This is a genomic window from uncultured Polaribacter sp., assembly GCF_947495205.1.
Lineage (GTDB): Bacteria > Bacteroidota > Bacteroidia > Flavobacteriales > Flavobacteriaceae > Polaribacter.
Genome location: NZ_CANLXV010000006.1, coordinates 102,131 through 128,402, shown reverse-complemented (window position 1 = coordinate 128,402; position 26,272 = coordinate 102,131). Strand labels below are relative to the sequence as shown.

Annotated in this window: 37 protein-coding genes; 32 read left to right on the top strand and 5 right to left on the bottom strand. The window is 32.6% G+C overall.

Annotated elements, in window-relative coordinates:
• Positions 1 to 10 precede the first annotated feature (10 nt).
• Entirely contained in the window at positions 11 to 688 is a 678-nt protein-coding gene (locus Q0762_RS07780; RefSeq protein WP_298765618.1) for a rhomboid family intramembrane serine protease, read from the top strand.
• Between the two features lie 78 nt (positions 689 to 766).
• Here the strand turns inward: Q0762_RS07780 and rlmB are convergent, their stop codons facing one another.
• The 5 genes from rlmB to Q0762_RS07755 form a co-directional block, all read right to left on the bottom strand.
• Positions 767 to 1,519 (bottom strand): 23S rRNA (guanosine(2251)-2'-O)-methyltransferase RlmB, encoded by a 753-nt coding sequence (gene rlmB / locus Q0762_RS07775; RefSeq protein ID WP_298765615.1) that lies wholly within the window; start codon positions 1,517 to 1,519, stop codon positions 767 to 769.
• 80 nt (positions 1,520 to 1,599) lie between these two features.
• Positions 1,600 to 2,433, bottom strand: coding sequence for a hypothetical protein (locus Q0762_RS07770; RefSeq protein WP_298765612.1), 834 nt, complete (start codon positions 2,431 to 2,433; stop codon positions 1,600 to 1,602).
• Between the two features lie 17 nt (positions 2,434 to 2,450).
• Positions 2,451 to 3,836: a RagB/SusD family nutrient uptake outer membrane protein gene (locus tag Q0762_RS07765; protein WP_298765609.1), complete on the bottom strand. Its 1,386-nt coding sequence runs from the start codon at positions 3,834 to 3,836 to the stop codon at positions 2,451 to 2,453.
• A 6-nt stretch (positions 3,837 to 3,842) separates the two neighbouring features.
• Positions 3,843 to 6,989, bottom strand: a complete 3,147-nt coding sequence (locus tag Q0762_RS07760; RefSeq protein ID WP_298765606.1) for a TonB-dependent receptor — start codon at positions 6,987 to 6,989, stop codon at positions 3,843 to 3,845.
• A 289-nt stretch (positions 6,990 to 7,278) separates the two neighbouring features.
• Complete coding sequence (locus Q0762_RS07755; protein WP_298765604.1) at positions 7,279 to 8,934, bottom strand: ShlB/FhaC/HecB family hemolysin secretion/activation protein; 1,656 nt, start codon at positions 8,932 to 8,934, stop codon at positions 7,279 to 7,281.
• Between the two features lie 184 nt (positions 8,935 to 9,118).
• Between Q0762_RS07755 and rpsL the strand changes: the two genes are divergently transcribed.
• The 31 genes from rpsL (at position 9,119) to Q0762_RS07600 (ending at position 26,264) form a co-directional block, all read left to right on the top strand.
• Positions 9,119 to 9,493, top strand: a complete 375-nt coding sequence (gene rpsL / locus Q0762_RS07750; protein ID WP_018943587.1) for a 30S ribosomal protein S12 — start codon at positions 9,119 to 9,121, stop codon at positions 9,491 to 9,493.
• A 117-nt stretch (positions 9,494 to 9,610) separates the two neighbouring features.
• The gene (gene rpsG, locus Q0762_RS07745) at positions 9,611 to 10,090 is read left to right on the top strand and encodes a 30S ribosomal protein S7 (RefSeq protein WP_138536169.1); all 480 of its coding nucleotides are present in this window, start codon (positions 9,611 to 9,613) and stop codon (positions 10,088 to 10,090) included.
• 5 nt (positions 10,091 to 10,095) lie between these two features.
• Positions 10,096 to 12,213, top strand: coding sequence for an elongation factor G (gene fusA / locus Q0762_RS07740; protein ID WP_298765599.1), 2,118 nt, complete (start codon positions 10,096 to 10,098; stop codon positions 12,211 to 12,213).
• An 18-nt stretch (positions 12,214 to 12,231) separates the two neighbouring features.
• Positions 12,232 to 12,537: a 30S ribosomal protein S10 gene (rpsJ, locus tag Q0762_RS07735; RefSeq protein WP_298765597.1), complete on the top strand. Its 306-nt coding sequence runs from the start codon at positions 12,232 to 12,234 to the stop codon at positions 12,535 to 12,537.
• A 364-nt stretch (positions 12,538 to 12,901) separates the two neighbouring features.
• Positions 12,902 to 13,519: a 50S ribosomal protein L3 gene (gene rplC / locus Q0762_RS07730; protein ID WP_298765594.1), complete on the top strand. Its 618-nt coding sequence runs from the start codon at positions 12,902 to 12,904 to the stop codon at positions 13,517 to 13,519.
• Positions 13,519 to 14,148 carry a 50S ribosomal protein L4 gene (gene rplD, locus Q0762_RS07725; RefSeq protein WP_298765592.1) on the top strand — a complete coding sequence of 210 codons (630 nt, stop codon included), beginning with the start codon at positions 13,519 to 13,521 and terminating at the stop codon, positions 14,146 to 14,148. The genes rplC and rplD overlap by 1 nt, the downstream gene beginning before the upstream one ends.
• A 9-nt stretch (positions 14,149 to 14,157) precedes the next feature.
• Entirely contained in the window at positions 14,158 to 14,448 is a 291-nt protein-coding gene (gene rplW / locus Q0762_RS07720) for a 50S ribosomal protein L23 (protein WP_298765589.1), read from the top strand.
• Positions 14,449 to 14,459: 11 nt separating this feature from the next.
• A complete protein-coding gene (gene rplB / locus Q0762_RS07715) occupies positions 14,460 to 15,284 on the top strand; it encodes a 50S ribosomal protein L2 (protein WP_298765586.1) in 825 nt (274 codons plus the stop codon).
• Positions 15,285 to 15,290: 6 nt separating this feature from the next.
• Positions 15,291 to 15,569, top strand: coding sequence for a 30S ribosomal protein S19 (gene rpsS, locus Q0762_RS07710; protein ID WP_015482224.1), 279 nt, complete (start codon positions 15,291 to 15,293; stop codon positions 15,567 to 15,569).
• A 7-nt stretch (positions 15,570 to 15,576) separates the two neighbouring features.
• Positions 15,577 to 15,981 carry a 50S ribosomal protein L22 gene (rplV, locus tag Q0762_RS07705; RefSeq protein ID WP_298765583.1) on the top strand — a complete coding sequence of 135 codons (405 nt, stop codon included), beginning with the start codon at positions 15,577 to 15,579 and terminating at the stop codon, positions 15,979 to 15,981.
• A gap of 11 nt (positions 15,982 to 15,992) precedes the next feature.
• On the top strand, positions 15,993 to 16,712 hold the full coding sequence (gene rpsC / locus Q0762_RS07700; RefSeq protein ID WP_298765580.1) for a 30S ribosomal protein S3: 720 nt from the start codon (positions 15,993 to 15,995) through the stop codon (positions 16,710 to 16,712).
• A 22-nt stretch (positions 16,713 to 16,734) separates the two neighbouring features.
• On the top strand, positions 16,735 to 17,166 hold the full coding sequence (gene rplP, locus Q0762_RS07695) for a 50S ribosomal protein L16 (protein WP_298765577.1): 432 nt from the start codon (positions 16,735 to 16,737) through the stop codon (positions 17,164 to 17,166).
• Between the two features lie 11 nt (positions 17,167 to 17,177).
• Positions 17,178 to 17,369 (top strand): 50S ribosomal protein L29, encoded by a 192-nt coding sequence (gene rpmC / locus Q0762_RS07690; protein WP_298765574.1) that lies wholly within the window; start codon positions 17,178 to 17,180, stop codon positions 17,367 to 17,369.
• A gap of 20 nt (positions 17,370 to 17,389) precedes the next feature.
• On the top strand, positions 17,390 to 17,647 hold the full coding sequence (gene rpsQ / locus Q0762_RS07685; protein WP_065320234.1) for a 30S ribosomal protein S17: 258 nt from the start codon (positions 17,390 to 17,392) through the stop codon (positions 17,645 to 17,647).
• 1 nt (position 17,648) lies between these two features.
• Positions 17,649 to 18,017: a 50S ribosomal protein L14 gene (rplN, locus tag Q0762_RS07680; protein WP_004568733.1), complete on the top strand. Its 369-nt coding sequence runs from the start codon at positions 17,649 to 17,651 to the stop codon at positions 18,015 to 18,017.
• A gap of 12 nt (positions 18,018 to 18,029) precedes the next feature.
• Positions 18,030 to 18,332, top strand: a complete 303-nt coding sequence (gene rplX / locus Q0762_RS07675) for a 50S ribosomal protein L24 (RefSeq protein ID WP_298765571.1) — start codon at positions 18,030 to 18,032, stop codon at positions 18,330 to 18,332.
• Positions 18,333 to 18,340: 8 nt separating this feature from the next.
• The gene (rplE, locus tag Q0762_RS07670) at positions 18,341 to 18,892 is read left to right on the top strand and encodes a 50S ribosomal protein L5 (protein WP_298765568.1); all 552 of its coding nucleotides are present in this window, start codon (positions 18,341 to 18,343) and stop codon (positions 18,890 to 18,892) included.
• A 3-nt stretch (positions 18,893 to 18,895) separates the two neighbouring features.
• Entirely contained in the window at positions 18,896 to 19,165 is a 270-nt protein-coding gene (rpsN, locus tag Q0762_RS07665; protein ID WP_053973144.1) for a 30S ribosomal protein S14, read from the top strand.
• Between the two features lie 163 nt (positions 19,166 to 19,328).
• A complete protein-coding gene (gene rpsH, locus Q0762_RS07660; RefSeq protein WP_138536144.1) occupies positions 19,329 to 19,727 on the top strand; it encodes a 30S ribosomal protein S8 in 399 nt (132 codons plus the stop codon).
• Between the two features lie 10 nt (positions 19,728 to 19,737).
• Positions 19,738 to 20,283 carry a 50S ribosomal protein L6 gene (rplF, locus tag Q0762_RS07655; protein WP_298765562.1) on the top strand — a complete coding sequence of 182 codons (546 nt, stop codon included), beginning with the start codon at positions 19,738 to 19,740 and terminating at the stop codon, positions 20,281 to 20,283.
• Between the two features lie 12 nt (positions 20,284 to 20,295).
• A complete protein-coding gene (rplR, locus tag Q0762_RS07650; RefSeq protein WP_298765559.1) occupies positions 20,296 to 20,646 on the top strand; it encodes a 50S ribosomal protein L18 in 351 nt (116 codons plus the stop codon).
• A 3-nt stretch (positions 20,647 to 20,649) separates the two neighbouring features.
• Positions 20,650 to 21,174, top strand: a complete 525-nt coding sequence (gene rpsE / locus Q0762_RS07645) for a 30S ribosomal protein S5 (RefSeq protein ID WP_298765755.1) — start codon at positions 20,650 to 20,652, stop codon at positions 21,172 to 21,174.
• A gap of 11 nt (positions 21,175 to 21,185) precedes the next feature.
• Positions 21,186 to 21,368 (top strand): 50S ribosomal protein L30, encoded by a 183-nt coding sequence (gene rpmD, locus Q0762_RS07640; RefSeq protein ID WP_298765556.1) that lies wholly within the window; start codon positions 21,186 to 21,188, stop codon positions 21,366 to 21,368.
• A 12-nt stretch (positions 21,369 to 21,380) separates the two neighbouring features.
• Positions 21,381 to 21,833 carry a 50S ribosomal protein L15 gene (rplO, locus tag Q0762_RS07635; protein ID WP_298765554.1) on the top strand — a complete coding sequence of 151 codons (453 nt, stop codon included), beginning with the start codon at positions 21,381 to 21,383 and terminating at the stop codon, positions 21,831 to 21,833.
• Positions 21,834 to 21,845: 12 nt separating this feature from the next.
• On the top strand, positions 21,846 to 23,171 hold the full coding sequence (gene secY / locus Q0762_RS07630; protein ID WP_298765552.1) for a preprotein translocase subunit SecY: 1,326 nt from the start codon (positions 21,846 to 21,848) through the stop codon (positions 23,169 to 23,171).
• Position 23,172: 1 nt separating this feature from the next.
• Complete coding sequence (gene infA / locus Q0762_RS07625) at positions 23,173 to 23,388, top strand: translation initiation factor IF-1 (protein ID WP_004568721.1); 216 nt, start codon at positions 23,173 to 23,175, stop codon at positions 23,386 to 23,388.
• 14 nt (positions 23,389 to 23,402) lie between these two features.
• Positions 23,403 to 23,519 (top strand): type B 50S ribosomal protein L36, encoded by a 117-nt coding sequence (gene ykgO, locus Q0762_RS07620; RefSeq protein WP_004568720.1) that lies wholly within the window; start codon positions 23,403 to 23,405, stop codon positions 23,517 to 23,519.
• Between the two features lie 71 nt (positions 23,520 to 23,590).
• A complete protein-coding gene (rpsM, locus tag Q0762_RS07615) occupies positions 23,591 to 23,956 on the top strand; it encodes a 30S ribosomal protein S13 (protein ID WP_298765543.1) in 366 nt (121 codons plus the stop codon).
• A gap of 88 nt (positions 23,957 to 24,044) precedes the next feature.
• On the top strand, positions 24,045 to 24,428 hold the full coding sequence (gene rpsK, locus Q0762_RS07610) for a 30S ribosomal protein S11 (protein WP_298765539.1): 384 nt from the start codon (positions 24,045 to 24,047) through the stop codon (positions 24,426 to 24,428).
• 142 nt (positions 24,429 to 24,570) lie between these two features.
• Complete coding sequence (gene rpsD / locus Q0762_RS07605) at positions 24,571 to 25,176, top strand: 30S ribosomal protein S4 (protein WP_298765537.1); 606 nt, start codon at positions 24,571 to 24,573, stop codon at positions 25,174 to 25,176.
• A gap of 95 nt (positions 25,177 to 25,271) precedes the next feature.
• Complete coding sequence (locus tag Q0762_RS07600) at positions 25,272 to 26,264, top strand: DNA-directed RNA polymerase subunit alpha (RefSeq protein WP_298765534.1); 993 nt, start codon at positions 25,272 to 25,274, stop codon at positions 26,262 to 26,264.
• Positions 26,265 to 26,272 lie beyond the last annotated feature (8 nt).

Here is a 26,272-nt window from a genome sequence, read left to right as displayed (position 1 = left end):
TTTAATTTTGATGAATAAACAAAATGAAATAGATACTACGAAAAGCATTTTTCTAATACCCACAATTTATGTTGTAGGTATTTGGGTTTTATATTTTGTAGAAATTAAATTTGGGTTTAATTTTAACAAGTTTGGCGTTTATCCAAGAGATTTATTGGGATTAAGAGGAGTGGTATTTACTCATTTTATTCATAGTGATACAAATCATCTTTTTAATAATTCTATACCATTATTTGTTCTTTTAGCCAGTCTTTATTCTTTTTATAACCAAGTAGCTTTAAAAGTACTTATTTATGGTGGTTTATGTACAGGTTTGTTAACCTGGTGTATTGCAAGAGAAAGTTATCATATTGGGGCAAGTGGTATTATATATTTATTGTTCAGTTTTGTTTTTTTTAGCGGTATTATTAGAAAACATTACAGGTTAGTGGCACTTTCTTTAATAATTATTTTTTTATACGGAAGTATGATTTGGTATGTGCTACCCATAAAAGAAGGCATGTCCTGGGAAGGGCATTTGTCAGGTTTTATAATGGGTTTAATACTTGCTTTTATTTACAAAAATAAGGGTATTGTTAAGGAAGAACATCAATTCACAGCAACTGAATTTGATTTAATGTTTGATTCAGATGGAAATTTTATTCCTCCAGAAATAGAGGAGAAGTTAGATGATAAAATAATAGATTAAAATTATGAAATAAAAATAACTTAACTAAAATAAAAACACCTTTTTTGATAAGATTTGCAAACCACAAACCACAAACCATTAACTAACAACTGCTAACCGTTGTCTTACAGTTTCATAAAGAAAAGCACCACAGGCAACAGATACGTTTAAAGAAGCAATTTCTCCAAGTAAAGGTAATTTTGCTTTATAGTCTACCATTTTTAGTATAGATGGGTTTATACCTCTATGCTCTGATCCCATAATAATTGCAATAGGTTGTTTTAAGTTAACATCGTAAAGAGATGCTTCTGTTTTTTCGGTAGCAGCAACTGTTTTTATGTTAGACGCTTGTAGTAGAAAAATAGCATCTTTAATATGATCTACTTTACAGATAGGAATTTTAAACGCTGCACCAGCAGAAGTTTTAATAGTTTCTGCATTTACGGGTGCACTACCGTTTTTTTGAACAATAATACCATTTACACCTGCACATTCTCCAGTTCTTATAATGGCACCAAAATTTCTAACATCAGATAACTGGTCTAATAATAGGAATAAAGGCAATTCTTTTTTAGCAAGTGTTTGCTCTATTAATTGTTCTAAGTCGTAAAATTCTATAGGAGAAATTTGAGCAACTGCACCTTGATGATTATTGTTTTTAGAAAGTCTATTTAATTTTTCTACAGGAACCAAACTTGTAGTTAATTTATGTTGTTTGATATGTTTATCTAGTTCATAATATAGATTTCCTCGTAAACCTTTTTGTAAATAGATTTTATTAATTGTAGAACCGCTTTCTATTGCTTCAATAATGGCTCTTATTCCAAAAATAGTTGTCATCTCTGTATTCATGTAGCAAATGTAATTTAAATATAGAGCAAAAAAAAACCACCACTTAAAAAGTGATGGTTTTAATAGTTTAATTATACTGATTATATCTTAGTAAGTGTAAATTGATATTCACCCCTGTATGATCCTTCACATTTTATAGTAAACTTTTCTTCATCATAAGAAGATTCAGTAAAAGTGAAATTTTCAAATAAAGCTATAAACACAGTATTGCTATCATCAAAAGCAACGTTGTTGTTACAAGTATCAAAACTTAAAACAGTACCATTGGCCATATAAGTATTGAAACCAGTTGAATTTGTAATTATTAATTTAGTACCACTAGTATCATTAGGGTCTAAGGCTAATTCAAATTGGTATTGTTCATTAAAAAAGTCACTTAAACCTCTAGGCGCATTAGGACCATCTGTAAAGTTTTCATCTACGGCATATGTACCAACCCAGTCATTAATACTAATTGGACAATCATCGTCTATAATAGATACAACTTTAGATACATTATTTATACCACCAGCAATACCCACAGGAAAGTCATTATCGGTACTTAAAGTAATTACTACATCTAAATTACCATCGGTAGCCAAGTTATTAATTGGTACAATTGTAATTTCTGCTTCAAATGATTCTGCTGGAATTTCTACAGTACCTCCATTAGATTCTGTAAATCTCGAGTCATCTTCAGATGTTACTGTATACTTTACTGTAATACCATTCTCGTTAGATGTTCCTCCAAATAGAAACCTTACTTTTGTTCCTGCAGCATTACCTTCACTTATATTTTCAGCAGTTCTTGCAACTTGTAAGAAACCTTCCCCAATATCTAATACTTCTAGTTCAGCGTCTTTACAAGAATACACTGACAAGAATAATAGTGAAGCGAAAAGTAATTTTGTTATTTTTATTAAATTTATTTTCATCTTATTTGTTTTTAAAATTAATAACCTGGGTTTTGAACCATAAGTGGGTTTGCAGCAATTTCTCCAGCAGGTATTGGTAATGTAAATCTTCTGTCATTATTCAATAACTGACAAGCATTATCTAAAGGAGCACAATCGCTTGCTTCTCTAATTAAATCTAAACCTAGTCTTTTTAAAGTTGTCCATCTATGACCTTCGTATGCTAATTCTAGTCTACGTTCTTTAACAATCGCTTCTAATCCGTCCGCTAAACTTGTATATGTAAAAGCAGGCTGACTAGACCCAAATCTCGCATCTTTAAGAAGTTTTAAAGTACCTCTAGAGTCTTCAAAACGGTTTGCTCTTAATTCTGCTTCCGCCTTAATTAAATACATTTCAGAAACTCTAAATACCTTAACGTCTAGTAAGAATGGAAAAGCAACGTTAAAAGGGTACTTATTTATTAGAAATACATCTTCTGATATTCTTTCGTCGTTGAAAAGTACTGCAGATCTAATGTCACCATCTTCAAGAATACTTTGTAAACCAGCTGACATTTCTAAAAATGGGTTACCACTACCAAAGTGCCAAATATTTCCTGGTCTTGCATTACCCAATACTCTTGCTGCCTTAAAAATGACCTCGGTATTGTCCTGATCCGTGTACATTAAGCGGTATTCTAAAGGATTAGCCAACGGGTATTTAGCTATTAATTTATCTGCTTCCGTTAGAGCTGTTGGGTAATCACCCATAAATAAAGCTTTTCTTGCTTTTAACGCAGTTATAAAGTCTGTAGTAATAAATTCTACATTTGTCTCTGAGGCATCTAATAATGGTAGTGCCTTAGCTAAATCTGATTCTATTAAAGTATCTACTTCCTCTACCGTATTTCTTGGCAAATCTTCTACTGTAATTACTTGATCTACAGCAGGAACACTTAGTCCAGTTCTATCTAAATAATCAGGCGTAAAATATTGAAACAATTCAAAATGTGCAAAAGCTCTTAAAGCATATGCTTGACCAAGAATATGGTTTACTTCCGCTTGTCTACCTGTTTTGTCTACTAAATCAGAAGCTTCAATAAGTCTTGTAGCATGATTAATCATAGTATAACGAGATATCCATAAATTTGCAGCTGTACCATTATTAGGGTTCATTACTAAACTAAGTAACGGCACTTGTTGCCCTCCATTATCTATACCTATTCTCGTATTATCTGTAAATATAGAGTTAAATGCAACAGTGGTATTGTTATAGTTTAAATAAGCGCTGTTTAGAGCGTTTTGTAAGTCATCTACATTTCTAAATGCAGTTTCTGTCAATAAAGATGAATTTGGTAATATTTCCAATTTATCTTCACAAGATTGGGTGGTTAGCATTAAAGCTAATGCAAGCACTCCTAATGTATATTTTATTTTTCTCATTTTATTTTAAAATTTTAAATCTATACCTATAGTTACACTTCTACCGTTTGGAAACGAAAAGAAATCGCTGTTAGCAAAAGGGTCAAATTCTGGGTCAAAACCTCTCCATTTTGTCCACGTTAATAAATTTTCCCCTTGTGCGAAAATTCTTACTGAATCAAAGGGTGTGTTTTGTAGAGACTTTTTTGTTAATTGATAACCAAAAGATACGTTCTTTAATCTTATATAAGATGCGTCTTCTATATATCTATCTGTAAGTAATAATCTAGTAGAACCTGTGTTTAAAGCAGGTATAGAAGTTAAATCTCCAGGGTTTTTCCAAGCGTCTAATAATGTACGATTTACGTTAGATATTCCAATTAGCGTAGGGTCTTCAGCTACACCTAATGTTCCATTATTTCTATATACATCTGTCGCATAAGAAAATAATGCGTCCAAGAAGAAACCTTTGTAAGAAATAGATGTATTAAATCCACCTTGTATTCCTGGAAGAGAATTTCTATCATCAAAAACCCTATTAGCTTCGTCATATACTTCAGTTATATTTCCATCTCTATCCAAATATAGTGGAGCTCCATTTGCTGGATTTACGCCTGCCCATTTAACTACATAAAAAGAATTAAATGATCTTCCTACAGATTCTGGAGATCTTTGTCCCGGATTAAGAATTATTTCTCCATTGTCATCTGGATCTACATCTTTAAGTTCTAAGATAGTATTTTTATTGTAGGCAATATTACCTCCAATAGACCATTTAAAATCTTGACCAGAAAAAATATCATAATTCAAATTCGCCTCTATTCCTTTGTTTTCCATTTCACCTAAGTTACCTGAAATAGTACCAAATCCAGAGATTAATGTGTTTCTACCTGCTAAAAATAAATCTTTTGTAATATTTCTGTATACTTCAAAAGCACCACTCAACCTATTGTCAAGTAACCTAAAGTCAAGCCCTATATTAGCTTTAAATGCAGTTTCCCATTTTAAATCCCTATTTCCAATTTGGCTAGGAAAAAGACCAACAGATCCGTTGTATCCAACTCCAGTATTGAAAAGATCAAAAGGATTAACAAGCCCGCCATAGTACGCATTAACAAGTCTATCGTTACCAGTAGTACCATAACTACCCCTTAATTTAATATCATTTATAATATCTGAAGGTTCAATTAAGAATTTTGTTAAATTAACAAAAGCTCCAACAGCACCAAAAGTACCCCATCTATTTTGTTCGCTAAATCTAGATGATCCATCTCTACGAACTGTAAAGTCTCCACCAACTATACCATCATAGTCATATGTACCCCTAAAAACAATTGAGAATTGCGAAACGTTATTTTTAAAAGAAAATAAACCAGGTATATAAAAGTAATTATCTGCACCGTCACCATCAGGATCTTCTGTTGTCTGTCCAGATACAAATCCAGCAGAAGTACCTTCCAATCCAGGAATCAAACCTGTTTGCCCAAAGCCAAAACCACTATTTTCTGAATACAAAAACTCTGATAAAGCTAATAAAGATACATTATGCTTATCATTATAAGTGTCGTTGTAAGCTAACCTTACATCCACGTTCATTCTTGTATCTTTATCTAAACTTTCGTTTTGAGAACCTCTAAACGCTGGGTCTTCATTTCCAAAAATTGTATTTCCTCTAATACTATTGGTTGGCTGTAATTGAAAATTTGTTTCGTTTATATGGTCAATACCATAATTCACAGATCCTTTCAAGTTGTCTAGAAAGTCGTATTCCATACCTATACCACCTGTTAATCTTATTTCTGTGTCTCTATTTTGGTCAAATTCAGCTACATTCAAAGAAACATAAGGCGTATTTAAGAAACCAGAAGAGTTTGCAAAATCAGGATCACCAAATAAGTTTAAACTTCCATCAGCATTAAATGGATTTAAATAGGGTTTTCCAACAAATGGCACGATGAATGGATTACTTAAAGAACCACTCGCTGTTCCAGCTCCTCCAATACCACCGGGAAAATCACTTCTACTAAAACCAACCGATAAATTTGTGCTTAACTTAAATCTATCTTTCTTTAAAGTAGTGTTGTTTCTTAAAGTCATTCTTTGTAGACCAGATCTTAATGTTATTCCTTCTTGTTCAAAATAACCTAAAGAAGTAAATATTGTTAAATCTTCAGATCCTCCTGTAACTGAAATGTTATGATTGTTAAATGACCCAATTCTTAAAAGGTGATCTTTCCAATCTGTATTTCTAGCTCCAATGCGGTCTATTTGTGCATCAGTTAAAGGAGTAACTTGACCGGCAACAAAAGGAAGGCCTAATTGTTCTGCAGCCCATGCACTAGCTCTACCACCACCTATGGCTACACCTCTATCTCTCTCAATTCTTAACAATTCTTTAGAATTTGTTAAACTAAAATTAGCTTCAGGTATAAAGTTAACACCAGATTGAGAGGTTACTTGAACAGATGTTTTTTGTCCTGCTTTTCCTCTTTTAGTAGTAACAATAATTACACCACCAGTTGCCCTATTACCATAAATAGCTGTTGCAGAAGCATCTTTAAGTATAGATATCGATGCAATGTCATTTTGATTTATAGATCTAAAATTATCTTCATCAACAGGAATTCCATCGATAATAAATAAAGGTTCGTTATTCCCTGATAGTGAATTAACACCTCTTAATAATATCGTACTATTAGCACCTGGTTGTCCGTTTGCTGTAGAAATATTAAGTCCTGGAGTTTGCGCCTGCATTGCTTGCACCAAAGATCCTGTAGGTCTATTTTCAATATCTTCTGCTTTTAAAAAATTTACTGCAGATGATACCGTTTCTTTTTTGTTAGTACCATAACCCACCACAACAATTTCATCTAAAACACTAGCATCTTCTTGTAATGTTAAATTAATAACCACAGCATTTGCTACTGTTTTTTCAATGGTCTTGTAACCAAGATATCTAAAAACTAATACATCACCTTTTTTTGCTGAGATAGAATATTTACCATCAAAATCTGTTTCCGTACCAGAGGTACTACCTTTTAGAATAACACTAACTCCAGGTAAACTTCCAGAACTATCTGAAACTGTACCAGTTATTGTTTTCTTTTGTGCAAAGGCTACTTGCACAACTAACGCCAGTAATAGCGTTAAAAATCCATTAAACTTTGTTTTCATTTGTATAATTATTTGAATTAATTAGTTTCAAAAGTCTTAAATTAAACTTAATAAAACAATTTTTTAACACAAAATGTTTAAATGTTTTTGGTTTTTTTTAGTCATTTCTGTTTGGTGTATTTATGGTATTGTTTGTTTTTTAAGCTTTTTGTTGTGATATTCATTGTTTTTTATTGATTTTGGTAGTGATTTTTTAAATACACTCCTTTATTTTTATTACTAAGTATTTTTGATTTTTTTTTGATTTCGCTAGAATAATTACAACGATTTCGTAAATTATGTAGTTAGATTAGAAAAAAGAGGTCCAACTTATGAGTAATTGTGTTTGTTTAAAGTCGAATTTTCGATTCAAAGAGTTGCCTATTACAGAGTTTATTTCAATTTTAGAATTGTTTACTGTAAAAGCAAAGCCTAAACCTAGGCCAATAAGTTTTTCTTCTAATTGATTGTTTTTTAAAAAACCGATATCTGTTACACTAAAAATATATGAATTTCTAGAGGTTAATAATCTGTATTCTATATTTTGAATGCTATAGGTGTTGGCAAATAAGCTTTGGTCTAAAAAACCTCTTATGGAATTAACGCCACCTAATCTAAAAAGTTCGTTTTGAATATAATTACTGGAGTTTAAAATACCGCTTATATTTTTTAAGTAAATGCTATTTCTTGCGTTTATTTTGTAATTATAAGATACTGTAGATTCAATCTTTATTTGATTGGTTGAAATATCGGTTTTTCTTTTTCCAAAATTAATTTCTAGGTTGATGTGAATTTTTTCATCATTAATGTAAGCATTATCAAATTTTGTAAACTCGTAACCAATGCCAAAAAATGAATTTTGAAAACTTTTTAATTCGTCTAAATTATTATTACTTTCTGATGAATTGGTGGTAGAATAAATTAATCTAAGGTTAGAATTTGGTTTGATTTGATAATTTGTTTTGATTTCAAATTTGGTATTGGTAAACAAAGAATCCTGCCTAAATATTGATAATTGTATTTCAGGTGTAATTTTGCTATTGAATATATAAGGTTGGGTGGTAGCAAGTTTTATTTCTTGGCTTTGGTTTACCAAGCTGTTCCAGAATAGTTCAAACTTTTCACCATTATTAAATACGTTATTCAGTTTTAAATCTAAATGTCCGTTAAAATTTAATTTGCCTGTGTCATTAGATGCAAAATTTACAAGGCCATCAAAACTATTGTTTTGTTTTTTTTTGAAATACAGATATAATAAGGTAGAATCTTTTTTAAAAAGTATTTCTGGACTTTTTATTTCTTCAATAAATTTTAATGTTTTAGTAAGATTAGATATTTGAGTTATTTTTTTTTGATTAAAAATAGTTCTCTTATTAATATTAAAATAATTATTTGTAAAACTAACAGGAAACTTGGTGTAGTTTCTATAGATTACTTTATCTATTTTTCTTTTTATTTTTTTTTGAATAGTTAATGTACAATATAAGGTATTCTCAATGGTTTTGAAATCATTTAGTTTTATCTCAGAAAAAGAATAGCCCTTATCTTCAAGCAGTTTTGATTGTTTTTTTAAAAAGGATTGGGTTTCATCTATTCCCAACTTAATTATTGGTTGATGTTTATCAGTTTCAATAATGAGGTCATTTTTTAAATAATTTGTATCAATGTAAATTGAGTCAAATTTTTTACCCAAAGAATAATGTAGTAAAATTTCTTTTTTTCTTTTTACAATACTGTCTAAATTGGCAAAAAAGTAACCTTTTTCTTTTATTTTTTTTTGAATTAATGCAATCGTGCTTGCAACTTCACTTTTATTATAAGTACTTCTTAAAGAAACTGAATTTAGAAACTGTTGTTCATTTTTTTTAATTGATAAGAGGCGTAGGTTTGTAGTTTGGCTAACGATATTTAAATTTACCAACAAATAAATAAATAATGTAAAGAAAAATATTTTTTTAAAATTCACTTATAAAGATGTGCTTGATTTATGGAGTAAAAGTATGCTAAAAATAGTACAAAATTTTTCTAAGCTTTTCTTATTCTAAAAAATAACTTGCTGATATTTGTATAATTAGAAATTAGTTGTACATTTGCGGACCCTTAAAAATAAGGGAATGTTTAATATAAACGTAAAACAGTAATAATTTAGTATGCCAACTATTCAACAATTAGTTCGTAAAGGAAGAACCAAAATAACTAAGAAGAGTAAATCGGCTGCTTTGTCGTCTTGTCCTCAAAGACGTGGAGTTTGTACTAGAGTTTATACTACTACGCCAAAAAAACCTAATTCTGCAATGAGAAAAGTTGCCAGAGTTAGATTAACAAATGGTAATGAGATAAACGCGTACATTCCAGGAGAAGGACACAACTTACAAGAGCACTCGATAGTATTAGTTAGAGGTGGAAGGGTAAAAGATTTACCAGGAGTTAAATATCACGTAGTACGTGGTGCATTAGATACAGCAGGTGTTGAGGGAAGAACTCAACGTAGGTCTAAGTACGGTGCAAAACGCCCAAAAAAGTAATTAGCGATTAACTATTAGTTGTTTGCCGTTAGTGAAAAGCCAACAGTAAAAACCGAAAAGCGAAAAGCCAATAGCAAAAAGCGAACAGTCAATAGCGAAAAAAACTCAAGAGAAGACATGAGAAAAAGAGCAGCAAAAAAAAGAGTCTTATTACCAGATCCAAAATTTAACGATCAGCTCGTAACACGTTTCGTTAACAACTTAATGTGGAGTGGTAAAAAGTCAGTAGCCTTTAAAGTATTTTATGATGCTTTAGAGATTGTAGAAGAAAGAAAAGGAGAAGGCGAAGAAAAGTCGGCTTTAGAAATTTGGAAAGAAGGTTTGTCTAATGTAATGCCTCACGTAGAAGTTCGTTCTAGACGTGTTGGTGGTGCAACATTCCAAATTCCAATGCAGATTAGACCAGATCGTAAAGTATCTATGGCTATCAAATGGATGATTTTGTATACTCGTAAAAGAAATGAGAAAACAATGGCACAGCGTTTAGCTGCTGAAATTTTGGCTGCGGCTAAAGAAGAAGGTGCTGCTGTTAAAAAACGTACAGATACTCATAAAATGGCAGAAGCTAACAAAGCTTTTTCACACTTTAGATTTTAATAGAAATGGCTAGAGATTTAAAATATACAAGAAATATTGGTATTGCAGCACATATTGATGCTGGTAAAACCACAACTACAGAGCGTGTATTGTATTATACAGGTGTTTCTCATAAAATTGGAGAAGTACATGATGGTGCAGCAACAATGGACTGGATGGAACAAGAGCAGGAAAGAGGTATTACAATTACTTCTGCTGCAACTACTTGTACTTGGCAGTTTCCATTAGAAAATGCACAACCAACTCCAGAAACTAAAGGATACCACTTTAATATTATTGATACTCCTGGTCACGTAGATTTTACTGTTGAAGTAAACAGATCTTTACGTGTCTTAGATGGTTTAGTATTTTTATTTAGTGCAGTAGATGGTGTTGAGCCTCAATCTGAGACTAACTGGAGATTAGCTGATAACTACAAAGTACCAAGAATTGGTTTTGTTAACAAAATGGACCGTCAAGGATCTGATTTTTTAGCAGTATGTCAGCAAGTAAAAGATATGTTAAAGTCTAACGCAGTGCCAATTGTTTTAAACATTGGTGATGAAGATGAGTTTAAAGGTATTATCGACTTAGTAAAAAACCGTGCTATTATTTGGCATGATGAAACTCAAGGATCAACATTCGATGTAATCGATATTCCTGAGGATATGAAAGAAGAAGCTCGTAAATATCGTGCACTTTTAATTGAAGAAGTAGCAAGTTATGATGAGAATCTTTTGGAAAAGTTTATGGAAGACGAAGATTCTATTACAGAAGAAGAAGTGCATGCTGCACTTAGAGCTGCTGTAATGGATATGGCTATTATTCCTATGATTTGTGGTTCTGCGTTTAAAAACAAAGGTGTTCAGTTCTTATTAGACGCTGTGTGTCGTTATTTACCTTCTCCAACAGATAAGGAAGGTATTGTTGGTACAAACCCAGATACAAACGAAGAAGAAATTCGTAGACCAGATGTAAAGGAGCCATTTGCTGCTTTAGCATTTAAAATTGCTACAGATCCTTTTGTAGGTCGTTTAGCATTTTTTAGAGCATATTCAGGTCGTTTAGATGCGGGTTCTTATGTTTTAAACAATCGTTCTCAGAAAAAAGAGCGTATCTCGCGTATTTACCAAATGCATGCAAATAAGCAAAATGCAATTGATTATATCGAGGCTGGAGATATTGGAGCTGCTGTAGGTTTTAAATCTATTAAAACTGGAGATACTTTATCGTCTCAAGAGCACCCAATCGTTTTAGAATCAATGGATTTTCCAGATCCAGTAATTGGTATTGCTGTAGAGCCTAAGACAAAAGCAGATGTTGATAAATTAGGTATAGGACTTGGTAAGTTAGCTGAAGAAGATCCTACGTTTACAGTAAGAACAGATGAAGCTTCAGGACAAACTATTATTTCAGGAATGGGAGAATTACACTTAGATGTAATTGTAGATCGTTTAAAGCGTGAGTTTAAAGTAGAAGTAAGTCAAGGACAACCTCAAGTAGAGTATAAGGAAGCTATTACGGCTACTGCAGACCATAGAGAAGTTTATAAGAAACAATCTGGTGGTCGTGGTAAGTTTGCAGATATTGTATTTACTATGGAGCCTGCAGATGAAGGTGTTCAAGGTTTACAGTTTGAATCAGTAATTAAAGGTGGTAACGTTCCTAAAGAATTTGTACCTTCTGTAGAGAAAGGATTCAAAGAAGCTATGAAAAATGGACCATTAGCAGGTTACGAAATGGATTCTATGAAAATAACTTTAAAAGACGGTTCTTTCCACGCGGTGGATTCTGATCAACTATCTTTTGAGTTAGCTGCAAAATTAGGTTATAAAAATGCGGCAAAAGCTGCAAAAGCCAAAATTATGGAGCCTTTAATGAAATTAGAAGTGTTAACTCCAGAGGAGAACATGGGAGATATCGTTGGAGATTTAAATAGAAGAAGAGGACAGGTTAATGATATGTCTGATAGAAATGGCGCTAAAGTTGTAAAAGCAATTGTACCATTGTCAGAAATGTTTGGTTATGTTACTGCTTTAAGAACAATGTCTTCTGGTAGAGCAACTTCTACAATGGAATTTTCTCACTATTCAGAAACTCCTTCTAATATTTCAGAAGAAGTAATCGCTGCTTCAAAAGGATAATCTACTAAATAATACAAGATGAGTCAAAAAATTAGAATAAAATTAAAGTCTTACGATTACAATTTGGTAGATAAATCTGCTGAAAAAATAGTAAAGACGGTAAAAAGTACTGGAGCTGTAGTTAACGGTCCAATACCATTGCCAACACATAAAAAGGTTTTTACGGTATTACGTTCACCACACGTAAACAAGAAATCTAGAGAGCAATTTCAATTAGCTGCTTACAAAAGATTATTAGACATTTATAGTTCTTCATCAAAAACTATTGATGCTTTAATGAAATTGGAGTTACCAAGCGGTGTTGAAGTGGAGATTAAAGTGTAATTTAAGTGAACTTTTCAACAGAAAAGTTAAAATTTAAATACATTCCGAGTTCTTCTCGGAATCTCTAAAATTTTAAAAGTATATAACTTTCGGTTTAATTTTGTTAAACCGAAAGTTTTTTATACTTTTGCAACCCCAAATAGAGATTGGGAAATCTATTTTGATTTAAAATTCAATAATAGTTACATGTCCGGAGCGTTTCGCAAAGGAAAAACGGTAAAAACAAAATCAGCGTTGAATTTGTTTTGCGCTGTTTTTTTTGAACTAAACTTAAAAGATGTGTACAGTGAAACTTTAGTTTCAAACAAATATTTATAAATAGACGCGCTGGATAAATTAAATCTATCGTCTTAAAATTAACAAAATGTCTGGGTTAATAGGTAGAAAAATTGGAATGACCAGCTTGTTTGATGAAAACGGGAAGAATATTCCTTGTACAGTAATTGAAGCAGGTCCTTGCGTTGTTACCCAAGTCAGAACCGAAGAGGTTGACGGATACAATGCGTTGCAACTTGGTTTCGATGACAAAAAGGCGAAGAGTTCTAACAAATCGTTAGACGGTCACTTTAAAAAAGCTGGCACCACTGCTAAGAAAAAAGTCGTTGAATTTCAAGGGTTTGAAGAAGAGTATAAATTAGGAGACTCAATTACTGTTGAGCACTTTGAAGAAGGCGAATTTGTCGATGTTTCTGGTGTTTCTAAGGGTAAAGGTTTTCAAGGTGTTGTGAAGCGTCATGGTTTTGCAGGTGTGGGTCAAGCAACTCACGGTCAGCATAACAGATTAAGAGCCCCAGGTTCTATTGGTGCTGCATCTTATCCTGCAAGAGTATTCAAAGGAATGCGTATGGCAGGTAGAATGGGTGGAGATAAAGTGAAAGTACAAAACTTAAGAGTATTAAAGGTAGTGGCTGAAAAGAATCTACTTGTTGTTAAAGGAGCAATTCCTGGACACAAAAATGCTTTTGTAACTATTCAGAAATAATGAAAGTAGCAGTTTTAGATATTACAGGAAAAGATACAGGTAGAAAAGTTGAACTTTCTAGCGATGTATTTGGTGTTGAACCTAATGATCATGCTATTTATTTAGATGTTAAGCAATACTTGGCTAATCAAAGACAAGGAACGCATAAAGCTAAAGAAAGAGCAGAAATAGTTGGTTCTACAAGAAAGATAAAAAAGCAAAAGGGTACTGGTACTGCAAGAGCAGGTTCTATCAAGTCTGGTGTTTTTAGAGGTGGAGGTCGTATGTTTGGACCAAGACCAAGAAGTTATTCTTTTAAGTTGAATAAGAATTTAAAGCGTTTGGCTCGTAAGTCAGCTTTATCTATTCAAGCAAATGATAAAAATTTAGTAATTGTTGAGGATTTTAATTTTGAGACTCCAAAAACAAAAAACTTTGTAGATGTTTTAAAAGCGTTACAATTGGATGCTAAAAAGTCATTGTTTGTTTTAAGTGATGAAAATACTAATGTGTATTTGTCTTCACGTAACTTAAAAAACTCTAAAGTAGTTAAGGCTTCAGAATTAAATACTTATGGTGTGTTAAATGCTAATAAAGTAGTTATTACTGAAGGTTCTTTAGAAGGTATTAATACAAATTTAAGCAAATAGGGATTCAAAATGAGTATTTTAATAAAACCTATTATTACGGAAAAAGCGACAAATGATAGCGAGTTATTTAACCGTTATGCATTTGTTGTAGATAGTAAAGCTAATAAATTAGAAATTAAAGGAGCTGTTGAGGCTGCTTATGGAGTTTCTATATCTAGTGTGAAAACTTTAAACTATCCAATTCAAAGAAATACTAAGTTTACTAAAAAAGGTTTGGTAACTGGTATTAAGAGTGGATACAAGAAGGCAATCGTGCAATTAGCAGAAGGAGAAAGCATTGATTTTTATAACAATCTTTAAGAAAAGACAGAATGTCAGTTAGAAAATTAAAACCAGTAACACCAGGTCAGCGTTTTAGAGTTGTAAATGGGTTCGACACCATAACAACTGATAAGCCGGAGAAAAGTTTACTTGCTCCGAAAAAACGATCTGGAGGTCGAAACAGTCAGGGTAGAATGACAACTCGTAATATTGGAGGTGGTCATAAACAAAAATACCGTATTATCGATTTTAAAAGAGATAAAGCAGGTATTCCCGCAACAGTTAAAACTATAGAGTACGATCCAAATCGTACTGCATTTATTGCTTTACTTAGTTATGCTGATGGAGAAAAGCGTTATGTGATTGCACAAAACGGGTTAAAAGTAGGGCAAACAATCGTTTCAGGAGAAAATGTAGCTCCAGAAATCGGTAATGCAATGAATTTAAGTGAGATTCCGTTAGGAACTACAATTTCTTGTATAGAATTACGTCCAGGTCAAGGCGCTGTTATGGCACGTTCTGCAGGTTCTTTTGCGCAATTAATGGCAAGAGATGGGAAATATGCAACAGTTAAGTTACCGTCTGGGGAAACAAGATTAATCTTGTTAACTTGTATGGCAACAATTGGTGTAGTATCTAATTCAGATCATCAATTATTAGTTTCTGGTAAAGCAGGTAGATCAAGATGGTTAGGTAGAAGACCAAGAACGAATGCTGTAAGAATGAATCCTGTTGATCACCCAATGGGTGGTGGTGAAGGACGTTCTTCAGGAGGACATCCAAGATCTAGAAATGGTATACCAGCTAAAGGATTTAAGACTAGGTCTAAGACTAAAGCTAGTAATAAATATATTTTAGAACGTAGAAAGAAATAATAAGTTATGGCAAGATCATTAAAAAAAGGACCTTACGTTCACTATAAATTAGAGAAAAAAGTGTTAGCTAATGTAGAAGCTGGTAACAAAACTGTGATTAAAACTTGGTCAAGAGCAAGTATGATTACTCCAGATTTTGTTGGACAAACAATTGCTGTGCATAATGGCCGTCAGTTTGTACCAGTTTATGTAACAGAAAACATGGTAGGGCATAAATTAGGCGAATTTTCACCAACTCGTTCTTTTAGAGGACACGCTGGTGCAAAAAATAAAGGAAAAAAATAAGTAGGAAATGGGAGTTCGTAAAAAAAATATGGCAGATAAGCTAAAAGCAGAAAGAAAGCTACGTGCTTTTGCAAAGCTTACTAACTGTCCTACATCACCAAGAAAAATGCGTTTAGTTGCGGATCAAGTAAGAGGTGTAGAAGTAGAAAAAGCTTTACAGATCTTAAAGTTTAGTCCAAAAGAGGCATCAATTAACTTAGAAAAGTTATTGTTATCTGCAATTGCTAATTGGCAAGCAAAAAACGAAGATGCAACTATAGAAGATGCAAATTTATATGTGAAGTCTATCTGTGTAGATAGTGCAGGAATGTTAAAGAGATTAAGACCAGCTCCACAAGGGCGTGCTCATAGAATTCGTAAGCGTTCTAACCACGTAACTTTAGAGTTAGGTAGTAAAAATTTAAGTAATTAATCAAAGTAGAAATGGGACAAAAAACTAATCCAATAGGAAATCGTTTAGGAATCATCAGAGGTTGGGAGTCTAACTGGTATGGTGGTAATGACTACGGAGATAAAATTGCTGAAGATGATAAGATAAGAAAGTATATACATGCTAGACTATCTAAAGCAAGTGTTTCTAGAGTAATTATAGAGCGTACTTTAAAACTTGTAACCGTTACTATTACAACTGCAAGACCTGGTATTATTATCGGTAAAGGTGGTCAAGAAGTAGACAAGTTAAAAGAAGAGCTTAAGAAAATTACCGGAAAAGAGGTTCAAATTAATATTTTTGAAATTAAGAGACCAGAATTAGATGCAAGATTAGTTGCAACTAGTGTTGCTCGTCAAATCGAAAATAGAATTTCTTATAAAAGAGCTATTAAAATGGCTATTCAAGCTACAATGAGAATGAACGCTGAAGGGATTAAAATCCAAATATCAGGTCGTTTAAATGGAGCAGAAATGGCGCGTTCAGAACATTTTAAAGAAGGTAGAATTCCTCTTTCTACTTTTAGAGCAGACATTGATTATTCACTTGTTGAAGCTCATACGACATACGGAAGATTAGGTGTGAAAGTATGGATTATGAAAGGCGAAGTTTATGGTAAAAGAGAATTATCTCCTTTAGTTGGGTTGTCTAAGAAACAATCTGGTGGTAAAGGTAATGATAGATCTAAGCGTACACCTCGTAGAAGAAAATAATTTTTAAAATTAGAAATTAACAATGTTACAGCCAAAAAGAGTAAAATACCGTAAGGTACAGAAGGCGAAAGGAAATATGACTGGGAATTCTCAAAGAGGAAACCAGCTTTCTAATGGTATGTTTGGAATAAAATCTGTAGATCAGAATTTATTAACTTCACGTCAGATAGAAGCAGCTCGTATCGCAGCGACTCGTCATATGAAAAGAGAAGGGCAGTTATGGATTAAAATATTTCCAGATAAACCTATTACAGCGAAACCTTTAGAGGTACGTATGGGTAAAGGTAAAGGTGCACCGTCTCATTTTGTGTCGGTTGTTAAACCAGGTAGAATTTTGTTTGAAGTTGGTGGAGTACCAATGGAAGTAGCAAAAGAAGCTTTGCGTTTAGCAGCTCAAAAACTTCCAGTAAGAACGAAGTTTGTTATAGCAAGAGATTTTGATATTAACGCTTAATTCTAAATAGAATGAAACAATCAGAAATAAAAGAATTATCTGTAGCTGATCTTAACGAAAAGCTTGGAGCGTTACAGAAAAATTATACTGATCTTAAGATGGCTCACGCCATAACTCCAATGGAAAATCCTTTGCAGTTAAGAAGCTTAAGAAGAACTGTAGCAAGAATTGCAACAGAATTAACAAAAAGAGAATTACAATAATTCTATAGTCAATTTTAAAGATGGAAAAAAGAAATCTTAGAAAAGAGAGAATTGGTGTTGTATCTAGTAACAAAATGGAGAAATCTATTGTTGTGGCAGAAACTAAAAGAGTAAAACACCCAATGTACGGAAAGTTCGTATTAAAGACTAAGAAGTACGTTGCACACGACGAACAGAATGATTGCAACGAAGGAGATACAGTTAGGATCATGGAAACAAGACCTATGAGTAAATCTAAACGTTGGAGATTAGTAGAAATCCTAGAAAGAGCTAAATAATATGTTACAGACAGAATCAAGATTAAAAGTCGCAGATAATACTGGAGCAAAAGAAGTTTTAGTAATTAGAGTTTTAGGAGGTACAAGAAAAAGATATGCAAGTATTGGAGACAAAATTGTAGTATCTGTGAAATCTGCAACTCCGAACGGAACTGTTAAAAAAGGTCAAGTATCTAGAGCAGTTGTTGTAAGAACAAAGAAAGAAGTTAGACGTAAAGATGGGTCTTATATCAGATTTGATGATAATGCTTGTGTACTTTTAAATCCTACTGAGGAAATGAGAGGAACACGTGTATTTGGACCTGTAGCACGTGAACTTCGTGAGAAACAATTCATGAAAATAGTATCATTAGCACCTGAAGTGCTTTAACATTATAATAAAATGAAGAAGTTTAAATTAAAATCAGGAGATACTGTAAAAGTAATTGCAGGAGATCATAAAGGATCTGAAGGTAAAGTTTTACAAATCATCAAAGATAAGGATAGAGTTTTAGTAGAAGGTGTAAACCTTGTATCTAAGCACACAAAGCCTAGTGCTCAAAGTCCTCAAGGTGGTATTGTTAAAAAAGAGGCTTCATTACATATTTCTAACGTTATGTTAGTAGAAGATGGTGTTGCTGTAAGAGTAGGTTATAAGGTTGATGGAGATACAAAATCTAGAATCTCTAAAAAAACTAAAAAATAATAATAATCATGAGTTACGTACCAAGATTAAAAGCAGAATACAAAGAAAGAGTAGTTGTTGCTCTTACCGAAGAATTCAGTTATAAGAATGTAATGCAAGTGCCTAAATTAGAGAAGATTGTTGTTTCTAAGGGTGTTGGTGCTGCTATTGCAGATAAGAAATTAATAGATTACGCTTTAGAGGAGTTAACTAAAATTACTGGTCAAAAAGCTATATCTACAATGTCTAAAAAAGATGTTGCCTCTTTTAAATTACGTAAAGGGATGCCTATTGGTGCAAAAGTTACTTTACGTGGAGATAAGATGTACGAGTTTTTAGACAGATTAGTTACAGCTTCTTTACCTCGTGTAAGAGACTTTAACGGTATTAAGGCAAACGGTTTTGACGGAAGAGGTAATTATAACTTAGGAATTACTGAACAAATCATTTACCCAGAAATTAATATTGACCAAGTTAAAAAAATCAATGGAATGGATATTACTTTTGTAACATCTGCGAACACTGATAAAGAAGCGAAGTCGCTATTAGGAGAATTAGGTTTACCATTCAAAAAAAATTAAGAAATGGCTAAAGAATCAATGAAAGCGCGTGAGCGCAAGAGAGAACGCACAGTTGCAAAGTATGCTGAAAAAAGAAAAGCTTTAAAAGAAGCTGGAGATTATGAGGCATTGCAGAAACTTCCAAAAAACGCTTCACCAATTAGATTACATAATAGATGTAAATTAACTGGTCGTCCAAAAGGATATATGAGACAGTTTGGAATATCTCGTGTTACTTTTCGTGAAATGGCAAATCAAGGGTTAATACCAGGTGTTAAAAAAGCAAGTTGGTAGAATTTTTGAATAAAGCTTAAAAATTAAAAATAGAATGTGTACATTTGCACGCTCTATTTTTTTTGAGTATAAGAATGTTAACTGATTAAAGGTTCAAAATTCACAGAATTATCTGTAAAAACAATAGCGTTTTTTGAAAACCGTAATCGCAATTTAAATAAATATGTATACAGATCCAATCGCGGATTTTCTTACAAGAGTAAGAAATGCAATCGCAGCAGGACACAGAGTAGTGGAAATTCCAGCTTCAAACTTGAAGAAGGAAATGACTAAAATTTTGTTTGATCAAGGGTATATTTTAAGTTATCAGTTCAATGCAGATAAAGTGCAAGGAACTATTAAAATAGCTTTAAAATATGACAAGGAAACAAAAGAGTCAGTAATTAGAAAAATTCAACGTATTAGTACACCAGGTTTACGTAAATATGTTGGCTCTACAGAGATGCCAAGAGTATTAAACGGACTTGGAATTGCAATTGTTTCAACATCTAAAGGTGTTATGACAAATAAAAAAGCAAGACAAGAAAATGTTGGAGGAGAAGTTTTATGTTACGTTTATTAAATCTTAGGAGATGAGTAGAATTGGAAAAAACCCAGTTAGCATCGCACAAGGTGTAGATGTAAACATAAAAGACAATGTAGTTACAGTTAAAGGGAAGTTAGGTGAGTTATCTCAAACAATTTCTGAAGGAATTTCTGTAAGTATAGAAGATGGCGTTATCACTTTAGATAGAGCATCAGAAAGTAAAGACCATAAAGCACAACATGGTTTAATGAGAGCTTTAATCGCTAATATGATAGAAGGTGTAAGTAAAGGTTGGTCTAAAGACTTGGAATTAGTTGGTGTTGGTTACAGAGCATCTAACCAAGGTCAAAAATTAGATTTAGCTTTAGGTTTCTCTCATAATATTGTTTTAGAATTAGCTCCAGAAGTTAAAGTAGAAACAGTATCTGAGAAAGGGAAAAACCCAATCATTAAATTAACTTCTTTTGACAAGCAATTAGTTGGTCAAATTGCTGCAAAGATTCGTTCTTTCAGAGCTCCAGAACCTTATAAAGGTAAGGGTGTTAAGTTTGTTGGTGAAGTATTAAGAAGAAAAGCAGGTAAATCTGCATAATAATATAGCATTATGGCATTATCAAAGCTAGAAAGAAGAGCTAGAATAAAGCGTAGAATTAGAAAGATTATTTCTGGTACTGCTGCGAAACCAAGATTATCGGTTTATAGAAGTAACAAAGAAATTTACGCTCAAATAGTTGACGATGTAAACGGGGTAACATTAGCTTCAGTTTCATCTAGAGATAAAGATATAAAGGCAGAATCAAAGTCAGAAGCAGCAAATGCAGTAGGTAAAGCTATCGCAGAAAAAGCTACAAAATCTGGTATTGAAACAGTTGCTTTTGATAGAAATGGTTATTTATACCATGGTAGAGTTAAAGTATTAGCAGAGGCTGCAAGAGAAGCTGGTTTAAAATTTTAAGAAATTATGCAAGGTTATAAAAACGTAGAAAGAGTTAAACCAAGCGGATTAGAGCTTGTAGATAGATTAGTAGGTGTACAACGTGTAACTAAGGTAACAAAAGGTGGTAGAGCATTTGGTTTTTCTGCTATTGTAGTTGTTGGTGATGGAAACGGAGTTGTAGGTCACGGTCTAGGAAAATCAAAAGATGTTTCTTCAGCAATTGCGAAAGCGGTTGAAGATGCAAAGAAAAATTTAGTAAGAATACCAATTTTAGAGGGTACTTTACCTCATGAGCAAAAAGGTAAATTTGGTGGAGCAAAAATCTTCATTAAACCTGCTTCTCCTGGTACAGGAGTTATTGCTGGTGGTGCAGTACGTATTGTATTAGAATCTGTTGGGGTGCATGATGTATTATCTAAGTCTCAAGGATCTTCTAATCCGCATAATGCAGTAAAAGCAACGTTTGATGCTTTATTGCAATTGCGCAGTGCAGCATCTATCGCGAAGCAAAGAGGTATTTCTTTAGAAAAAGTATTTAACGGATAAATCTAAGAACGATGGCGAAAATTATAGTTACACAAGTAAAAAGTCAAATCGGGCGTTTAAAGAATCAAAAAAGAACTTTAGAGGCACTAGGTTTACGTAAAATGAACCAAACTGTAGAACATGAGGCAACTCCTACAATTATTGGTATGGTAAATACAGTTAAACACTTAGTTTCTGTTGAAGAAACTAAATAACAATATTATATTATGAGTAGTTTACATAATTTAACACCAGCAGAAGGATCTGTAAAAAAAGGGAAAAGAATCGCACGTGGTGAGGGTTCTGGTCATGGTGGAACTTCTACAAGAGGTCACAAAGGGCAAAAATCTCGTTCAGGTTATTCTAGAAAAATTGGTTTCGAAGGTGGGCAAATGCCACTTCAAAGACGTGTTCCTAAGTTTGGTTTTACAAACATTAATCGTAAAGAATACCAAGGAATCAACTTAGATAAATTGCAATCTTTAGTAGATAGCGGAAAATTAACAGATACAGTAAATTTAGATATTTTAGTAGCTAATGGTTTAGCTGGTAAAAACGACCTAGTAAAAATATTAGGTAATGGAGAATTAACATCTAAATTAAATATAACTGTACACAAGTTTACAGCATCAGCAAAAGCGGCTATCGAAGCAGCAGGAGGTGAAGCTGTTGCTTTATAATAAACCTATAATATGAGTTTTATTAATACGCTAAAAGACATTTTTAAGATTGAAGAATTAAAGAATAAAATTCTTCTTACGATCGGTTTAATTGCTGTGTATCGTTTTATGGCGGCTGTTCCTTTACCGGGAATTGATCCATTACAACTTTCAGCTTTAAAAGAGAGTACTTCAGGTGGACTTTTAGGATTATTGAATGCATTTACAGGTGGTGCATTTGCTAGAGCGTCAGTAATGGCACTTGGTATAATGCCTTACATTTCGGCATCTATTGTAGTTCAGTTAATGGGAATTGCGGTTCCTTATTTACAGAAATTACAGAAAGATGGGGAAAGTGGAAGAAAAAAGATTACACAAATTACAAGATGGTTAACCATTGCAATTACATTGGTGCAAGCACCAACGTATATTACAGCTATTAAAACTCAATTTGGTTTAGGACCAGAGGCTTTTTTAGTAAGTGGAGCAACTTTTTGGATTTCATCTATTATTATTTTAACTGCAGGTACAATATTTGCAATGTGGTTAGGAGAGCGTATTACTGAAAAAGGAATTGGGAATGGTATTTCATTATTAATTACAGTAGGTATTATTGCTAATTTCCCGGCTGCGTTTTTGCAAGAATTTGTTGCAAAAACAAATAACGCTGGAGCAGGTGGAATTATGATGATTTTAATTGAAATTATTGTTTGGTTTGTAGTAATATTACTATCAGTGTTATTGGTAACTGCCGTTAGAAAGATTGCAGTGCAGTATGCTAGAAGAACAGTTGCCGGAAATATACAGAATGTTGCTGGATCTAGGGATTATATTCCTTTAAAATTAAATGCAGCGGGTGTAATGCCAATTATTTTTGCACAAGCAATTATGTTTTTGCCTGTAGCTTTGGCGCAAAGGTTTCCAGCAATGGCAAGTTTGCAAGATATTAATGGTTTATGGTACAATGTTATTTTTGCGTTGTTAATTATTATTTTTAGTTTTTTCTATACTGCTATTACTATTCCTACGAATAAAATGGCTGAAGATTTAAAACGAAGCGGCGGTTTTATACCAGGTATTAGACCAGGTGCAGATACTGCTGAAAAATTAGATAGTGTATTATCTAGAATAACTTTTCCAGGTTCATTGTTTTTAGCAGCTTTATCTATTTTACCTGCTATTGTAGTTCAGTTTGGAGTACAACAGAGTTGGGCTATGTTTTACGGAGGTACATCATTAATAATTATGGTAGGTGTTGCTATTGATACCACGCAACAAATTAATTCCTATATGTTAAATCGCCATTATGATGGTTTAATGAAAGCAGGAAACAGCAATAGAAAATCGAATAAAGAATAATATGGCTAAACAATCAGCAATTCAGCAAGACGGAACTATTACAGAGGCATTATCAAATGCTATGTTTCGTGTAGAATTAGAGAACGGACATATAGTTACGGCTCATATTTCCGGAAAAATGCGTATGCATTATATAAAATTATTACCAGGTGATAAGGTAAAATTGGAAATGAGTCCTTACGATTTATCAAAAGCAAGAATTACTTACAGATACTAAAAAACAAGAAACAGATGAAAGTTAGAGCATCAGTTAAAAAAAGAAGTGCCGACTGCAAAATAGTACGCAGAAAAGGTAGATTATACGTAATAAACAAACAAAATCCTAGATTTAAACAAAGACAAGGATAGAGTTGACGTTAATACTTAAACTTATTAGATTTTATCTAAAAATTATGTATTAACATTAATAACTAATTAATATGGCAAGAATAGCAGGTATTGATATTCCAAAGAATAAAAGAGGAGTTATTGCTTTAACTTACATCTTTGGTATAGGAAGCAGCAGATCTAAATCAATTTTAGCAGATGCAAAAGTAGACGAGAGTATCAAAGTTCAAGATTGGACTGATGATCAAATCGCAGCAATTAGAGAGCAAGTAGGTACATTTACTATTGAAGGTGAATTACGTTCTGAAGTTCAAATAAACATTAAGCGTTTAATGGATATTGGTTGTCAAAGAGGAATTCGTCATAGACTTGGCCTTCCTTTAAGAGGACAAAGAACTAAAAACAATTCTCGTACAAGAAAAGGTAAGAGAAAAACAGTAGCTAACAAGAAAAAATAAGTTAGAGATTAAACAAGTTATTTCTATTTAGTGTGCCGTACTTTTGTAGTGCAATTTACTAAAAAACGATAGCTGAACATTTTAAATTATGGCAAAAGCAAGTACAAAAAAACGTAAAGTGATTATTGATGCTATTGGAGAGGCGCATGTAACTGCATCTTTTAACAACATCATTATTTCTTTAACAAATAAAAAAGGTGACGTTATATCATGGTCATCTGCAGGTAAGATGGGCTTTAGAGGTTCTAAGAAGAATACTCCTTATGCAGCTCAATTAGCAGCAGAAGATTGTGCAGCAGTTGCAAAAGAGGCTGGTCTACGTAAAGTAAAGGTTTACGTTAAAGGACCAGGTAATGGTAGAGAATCTGCAATTCGATCTATTCATAATGCAGGTATCGAAGTAACAGAAATTATTGATGTTACACCAATTCCTCACAACGGTTGTCGTCCACCGAAAAGAAGAAGAGTTTAAGGATAATTCAATTAAAGTAGATTTTTATAAAATCTACTTTAATTATTTATTTGAGTATTTATTTATATTTTTAATCAATTAGGAACACGATTATCGAAGGAGAACGCCTTAATTCATAATCCCTAATTATAATAACAACGAAATGGCAAGATATACAGGACCAAAAACTAAAATTGCTCGTAAATTTGGTGAAGCAATTTTTGGAGAAGACAAAAACTTCGAAAAAAGAAATTACCCTCCAGGACAGCATGGAAATGCAAGAAGAAGAGGAAAAAAATCTGAATATGCAACTCAATTAATGGAGAAGCAAAAGGCAAAATATACTTATGGTATTTTAGAGCGTCAATTCAGAAACTTGTTTAAAGACGCATCTGCATCACAAGGAATTACTGGTGAAATCTTATTACAATTATGTGAGTCTCGTTTAGATAATGTGGCTTTTAGAATGGGATTAAGTAAGTCTAGAAGTGGAGCACGTCAATTAGTGTCTCACAGACATATTACAGTTAACGGAGAAATCGTAAATGTACCTTCATACAGATTAAAAGAAGGTGATGTGGTTGCTGTTAGAGAAAAGTCTAAATCTTTACAAGCTATTGAAGATGCATTAGCATCTAACAGTAATGTATATGAGTGGTTGACTTTTAATAATGATACTAAAACAGGTACTTTTGTAAAAACTCCAGAAAGATTACAAATACCAGAAAATATCAAAGAGCAATTAATCGTAGAATTATATTCTAAGTAATCTATTAATAATATTGGTATTTAGCCAAAGGATTTATAAGGCTTCTTCAAACTTATATATCGCGCAACTAAGTAACAATTCAAACGAAGAAAAACATGGCAATTTTAAATTTTCAGAAACCTGATAAGGTAATTATGATTGAATCTACTGATTTTACTGGTAGATTTGAGTTTAGACCTTTAGAACCAGGTTTTGGTTTAACAGTAGGTAATGCTTTAAGAAGAGTTTTATTATCTTCCTTAGAAGGTTTTGCAATTACATCTTTAAGAATAGATGGTGTAGAACACGAATTTTCTACAGTACCTGGTGTTGTAGAAGATGTTACAGAAATTATCTTAAACTTAAAACAAGTTCGTTTTAAGAAACAGATAGATGAAACAGACAGAGAAACTGTTTCGGTTTCAGTATCGGGTCAAGAGCAATTTACTGCTGGTGATTTACAAAAATTTATTTCAGGATTTCAAGTACTAAATCCAGATCTAGTAATTTGTAATATGGATAAATCTGTTAAATTAAACGCAGAAATCAATATAGAAAAAGGTAGAGGATTTGTACCAGCAGAAGAAAATAAAAAAGCATCTGCAGCAATAGGAACAATTTTTACGGATTCTATTTACACACCAATTAAGAATGTAAAATATGCAATCGAAAATTATCGTGTAGAGCAAAAAACAGATTATGAAAAATTAGTATTTGATATAGATACTGATGGTTCAATTAATCCTAAAGATGCTTTAACAGAAGCTGCTAAAATCTTAATTCATCACTTTATGTTATTCTCTGATGAACGTATTACTTTAGAGGCAGATGAAATTGCACAAACTGAAACATATGATGAGGAATCATTACATATGCGTCAATTATTAAAAACGAGATTAATTGATATGGATCTTTCTGTAAGAGCTTTAAATTGTTTAAAAGCAGCAGAAGTAGATACATTAGGAGATTTAGTTTCTTTTAATAAGAGCGATTTAATGAAATTTAGAAACTTTGGTAAAAAATCATTAACAGAATTAGAAGAGCTAGTTATTGTTAAAGGCTTAAGTTTTGGAATGGATTTAACAAAATACAAATTAGATAAAGATTAATCTTTCAT

Bases quoted from the DNA above. Each gene is read 5' to 3' on its own strand.
- Q0762_RS07780 (WP_298765618.1), top strand. From the start codon at position 11: ATGAATAAACAAAATGAAATAGATACTACGAAAAGCATTTTTCTAATA.
- rlmB (WP_298765615.1), bottom strand. From the start codon at position 1,519: ATGAATACAGAGATGACAACTATTTTTGGAATAAGAGCCATTATTGAA.
- Q0762_RS07770 (WP_298765612.1), bottom strand. From the start codon at position 2,433: ATGAAAATAAATTTAATAAAAATAACAAAATTACTTTTCGCTTCACTA.
- Q0762_RS07765 (WP_298765609.1), bottom strand. From the start codon at position 3,836: ATGAGAAAAATAAAATATACATTAGGAGTGCTTGCATTAGCTTTAATG.
- Q0762_RS07760 (WP_298765606.1), bottom strand. From the start codon at position 6,989: ATGAAAACAAAGTTTAATGGATTTTTAACGCTATTACTGGCGTTAGTT.
- rpsL (WP_018943587.1), top strand. From the start codon at position 9,119: ATGCCAACTATTCAACAATTAGTTCGTAAAGGAAGAACCAAAATAACT.
- rpsG (WP_138536169.1), top strand. From the start codon at position 9,611: ATGAGAAAAAGAGCAGCAAAAAAAAGAGTCTTATTACCAGATCCAAAA.
- fusA (WP_298765599.1), top strand. From the start codon at position 10,096: ATGGCTAGAGATTTAAAATATACAAGAAATATTGGTATTGCAGCACAT.
- rpsJ (WP_298765597.1), top strand. From the start codon at position 12,232: ATGAGTCAAAAAATTAGAATAAAATTAAAGTCTTACGATTACAATTTG.
- rplC (WP_298765594.1), top strand. From the start codon at position 12,902: ATGTCTGGGTTAATAGGTAGAAAAATTGGAATGACCAGCTTGTTTGAT.
- rplD (WP_298765592.1), top strand. From the start codon at position 13,519: ATGAAAGTAGCAGTTTTAGATATTACAGGAAAAGATACAGGTAGAAAA.
- rplW (WP_298765589.1), top strand. From the start codon at position 14,158: ATGAGTATTTTAATAAAACCTATTATTACGGAAAAAGCGACAAATGAT.
- rplB (WP_298765586.1), top strand. From the start codon at position 14,460: ATGTCAGTTAGAAAATTAAAACCAGTAACACCAGGTCAGCGTTTTAGA.
- rpsS (WP_015482224.1), top strand. From the start codon at position 15,291: ATGGCAAGATCATTAAAAAAAGGACCTTACGTTCACTATAAATTAGAG.
- rplV (WP_298765583.1), top strand. From the start codon at position 15,577: ATGGGAGTTCGTAAAAAAAATATGGCAGATAAGCTAAAAGCAGAAAGA.
- rpsC (WP_298765580.1), top strand. From the start codon at position 15,993: ATGGGACAAAAAACTAATCCAATAGGAAATCGTTTAGGAATCATCAGA.
- rplP (WP_298765577.1), top strand. From the start codon at position 16,735: ATGTTACAGCCAAAAAGAGTAAAATACCGTAAGGTACAGAAGGCGAAA.
- rpmC (WP_298765574.1), top strand. From the start codon at position 17,178: ATGAAACAATCAGAAATAAAAGAATTATCTGTAGCTGATCTTAACGAA.
- rpsQ (WP_065320234.1), top strand. From the start codon at position 17,390: ATGGAAAAAAGAAATCTTAGAAAAGAGAGAATTGGTGTTGTATCTAGT.
- rplN (WP_004568733.1), top strand. From the start codon at position 17,649: ATGTTACAGACAGAATCAAGATTAAAAGTCGCAGATAATACTGGAGCA.
- rplX (WP_298765571.1), top strand. From the start codon at position 18,030: ATGAAGAAGTTTAAATTAAAATCAGGAGATACTGTAAAAGTAATTGCA.
- rplE (WP_298765568.1), top strand. From the start codon at position 18,341: ATGAGTTACGTACCAAGATTAAAAGCAGAATACAAAGAAAGAGTAGTT.
- rpsN (WP_053973144.1), top strand. From the start codon at position 18,896: ATGGCTAAAGAATCAATGAAAGCGCGTGAGCGCAAGAGAGAACGCACA.
- rpsH (WP_138536144.1), top strand. From the start codon at position 19,329: ATGTATACAGATCCAATCGCGGATTTTCTTACAAGAGTAAGAAATGCA.
- rplF (WP_298765562.1), top strand. From the start codon at position 19,738: ATGAGTAGAATTGGAAAAAACCCAGTTAGCATCGCACAAGGTGTAGAT.
- rplR (WP_298765559.1), top strand. From the start codon at position 20,296: ATGGCATTATCAAAGCTAGAAAGAAGAGCTAGAATAAAGCGTAGAATT.
- rpmD (WP_298765556.1), top strand. From the start codon at position 21,186: ATGGCGAAAATTATAGTTACACAAGTAAAAAGTCAAATCGGGCGTTTA.
- rplO (WP_298765554.1), top strand. From the start codon at position 21,381: ATGAGTAGTTTACATAATTTAACACCAGCAGAAGGATCTGTAAAAAAA.
- secY (WP_298765552.1), top strand. From the start codon at position 21,846: ATGAGTTTTATTAATACGCTAAAAGACATTTTTAAGATTGAAGAATTA.
- infA (WP_004568721.1), top strand. From the start codon at position 23,173: ATGGCTAAACAATCAGCAATTCAGCAAGACGGAACTATTACAGAGGCA.
- ykgO (WP_004568720.1), top strand. From the start codon at position 23,403: ATGAAAGTTAGAGCATCAGTTAAAAAAAGAAGTGCCGACTGCAAAATA.
- rpsM (WP_298765543.1), top strand. From the start codon at position 23,591: ATGGCAAGAATAGCAGGTATTGATATTCCAAAGAATAAAAGAGGAGTT.
- rpsK (WP_298765539.1), top strand. From the start codon at position 24,045: ATGGCAAAAGCAAGTACAAAAAAACGTAAAGTGATTATTGATGCTATT.
- rpsD (WP_298765537.1), top strand. From the start codon at position 24,571: ATGGCAAGATATACAGGACCAAAAACTAAAATTGCTCGTAAATTTGGT.
- Q0762_RS07600 (WP_298765534.1), top strand. From the start codon at position 25,272: ATGGCAATTTTAAATTTTCAGAAACCTGATAAGGTAATTATGATTGAA.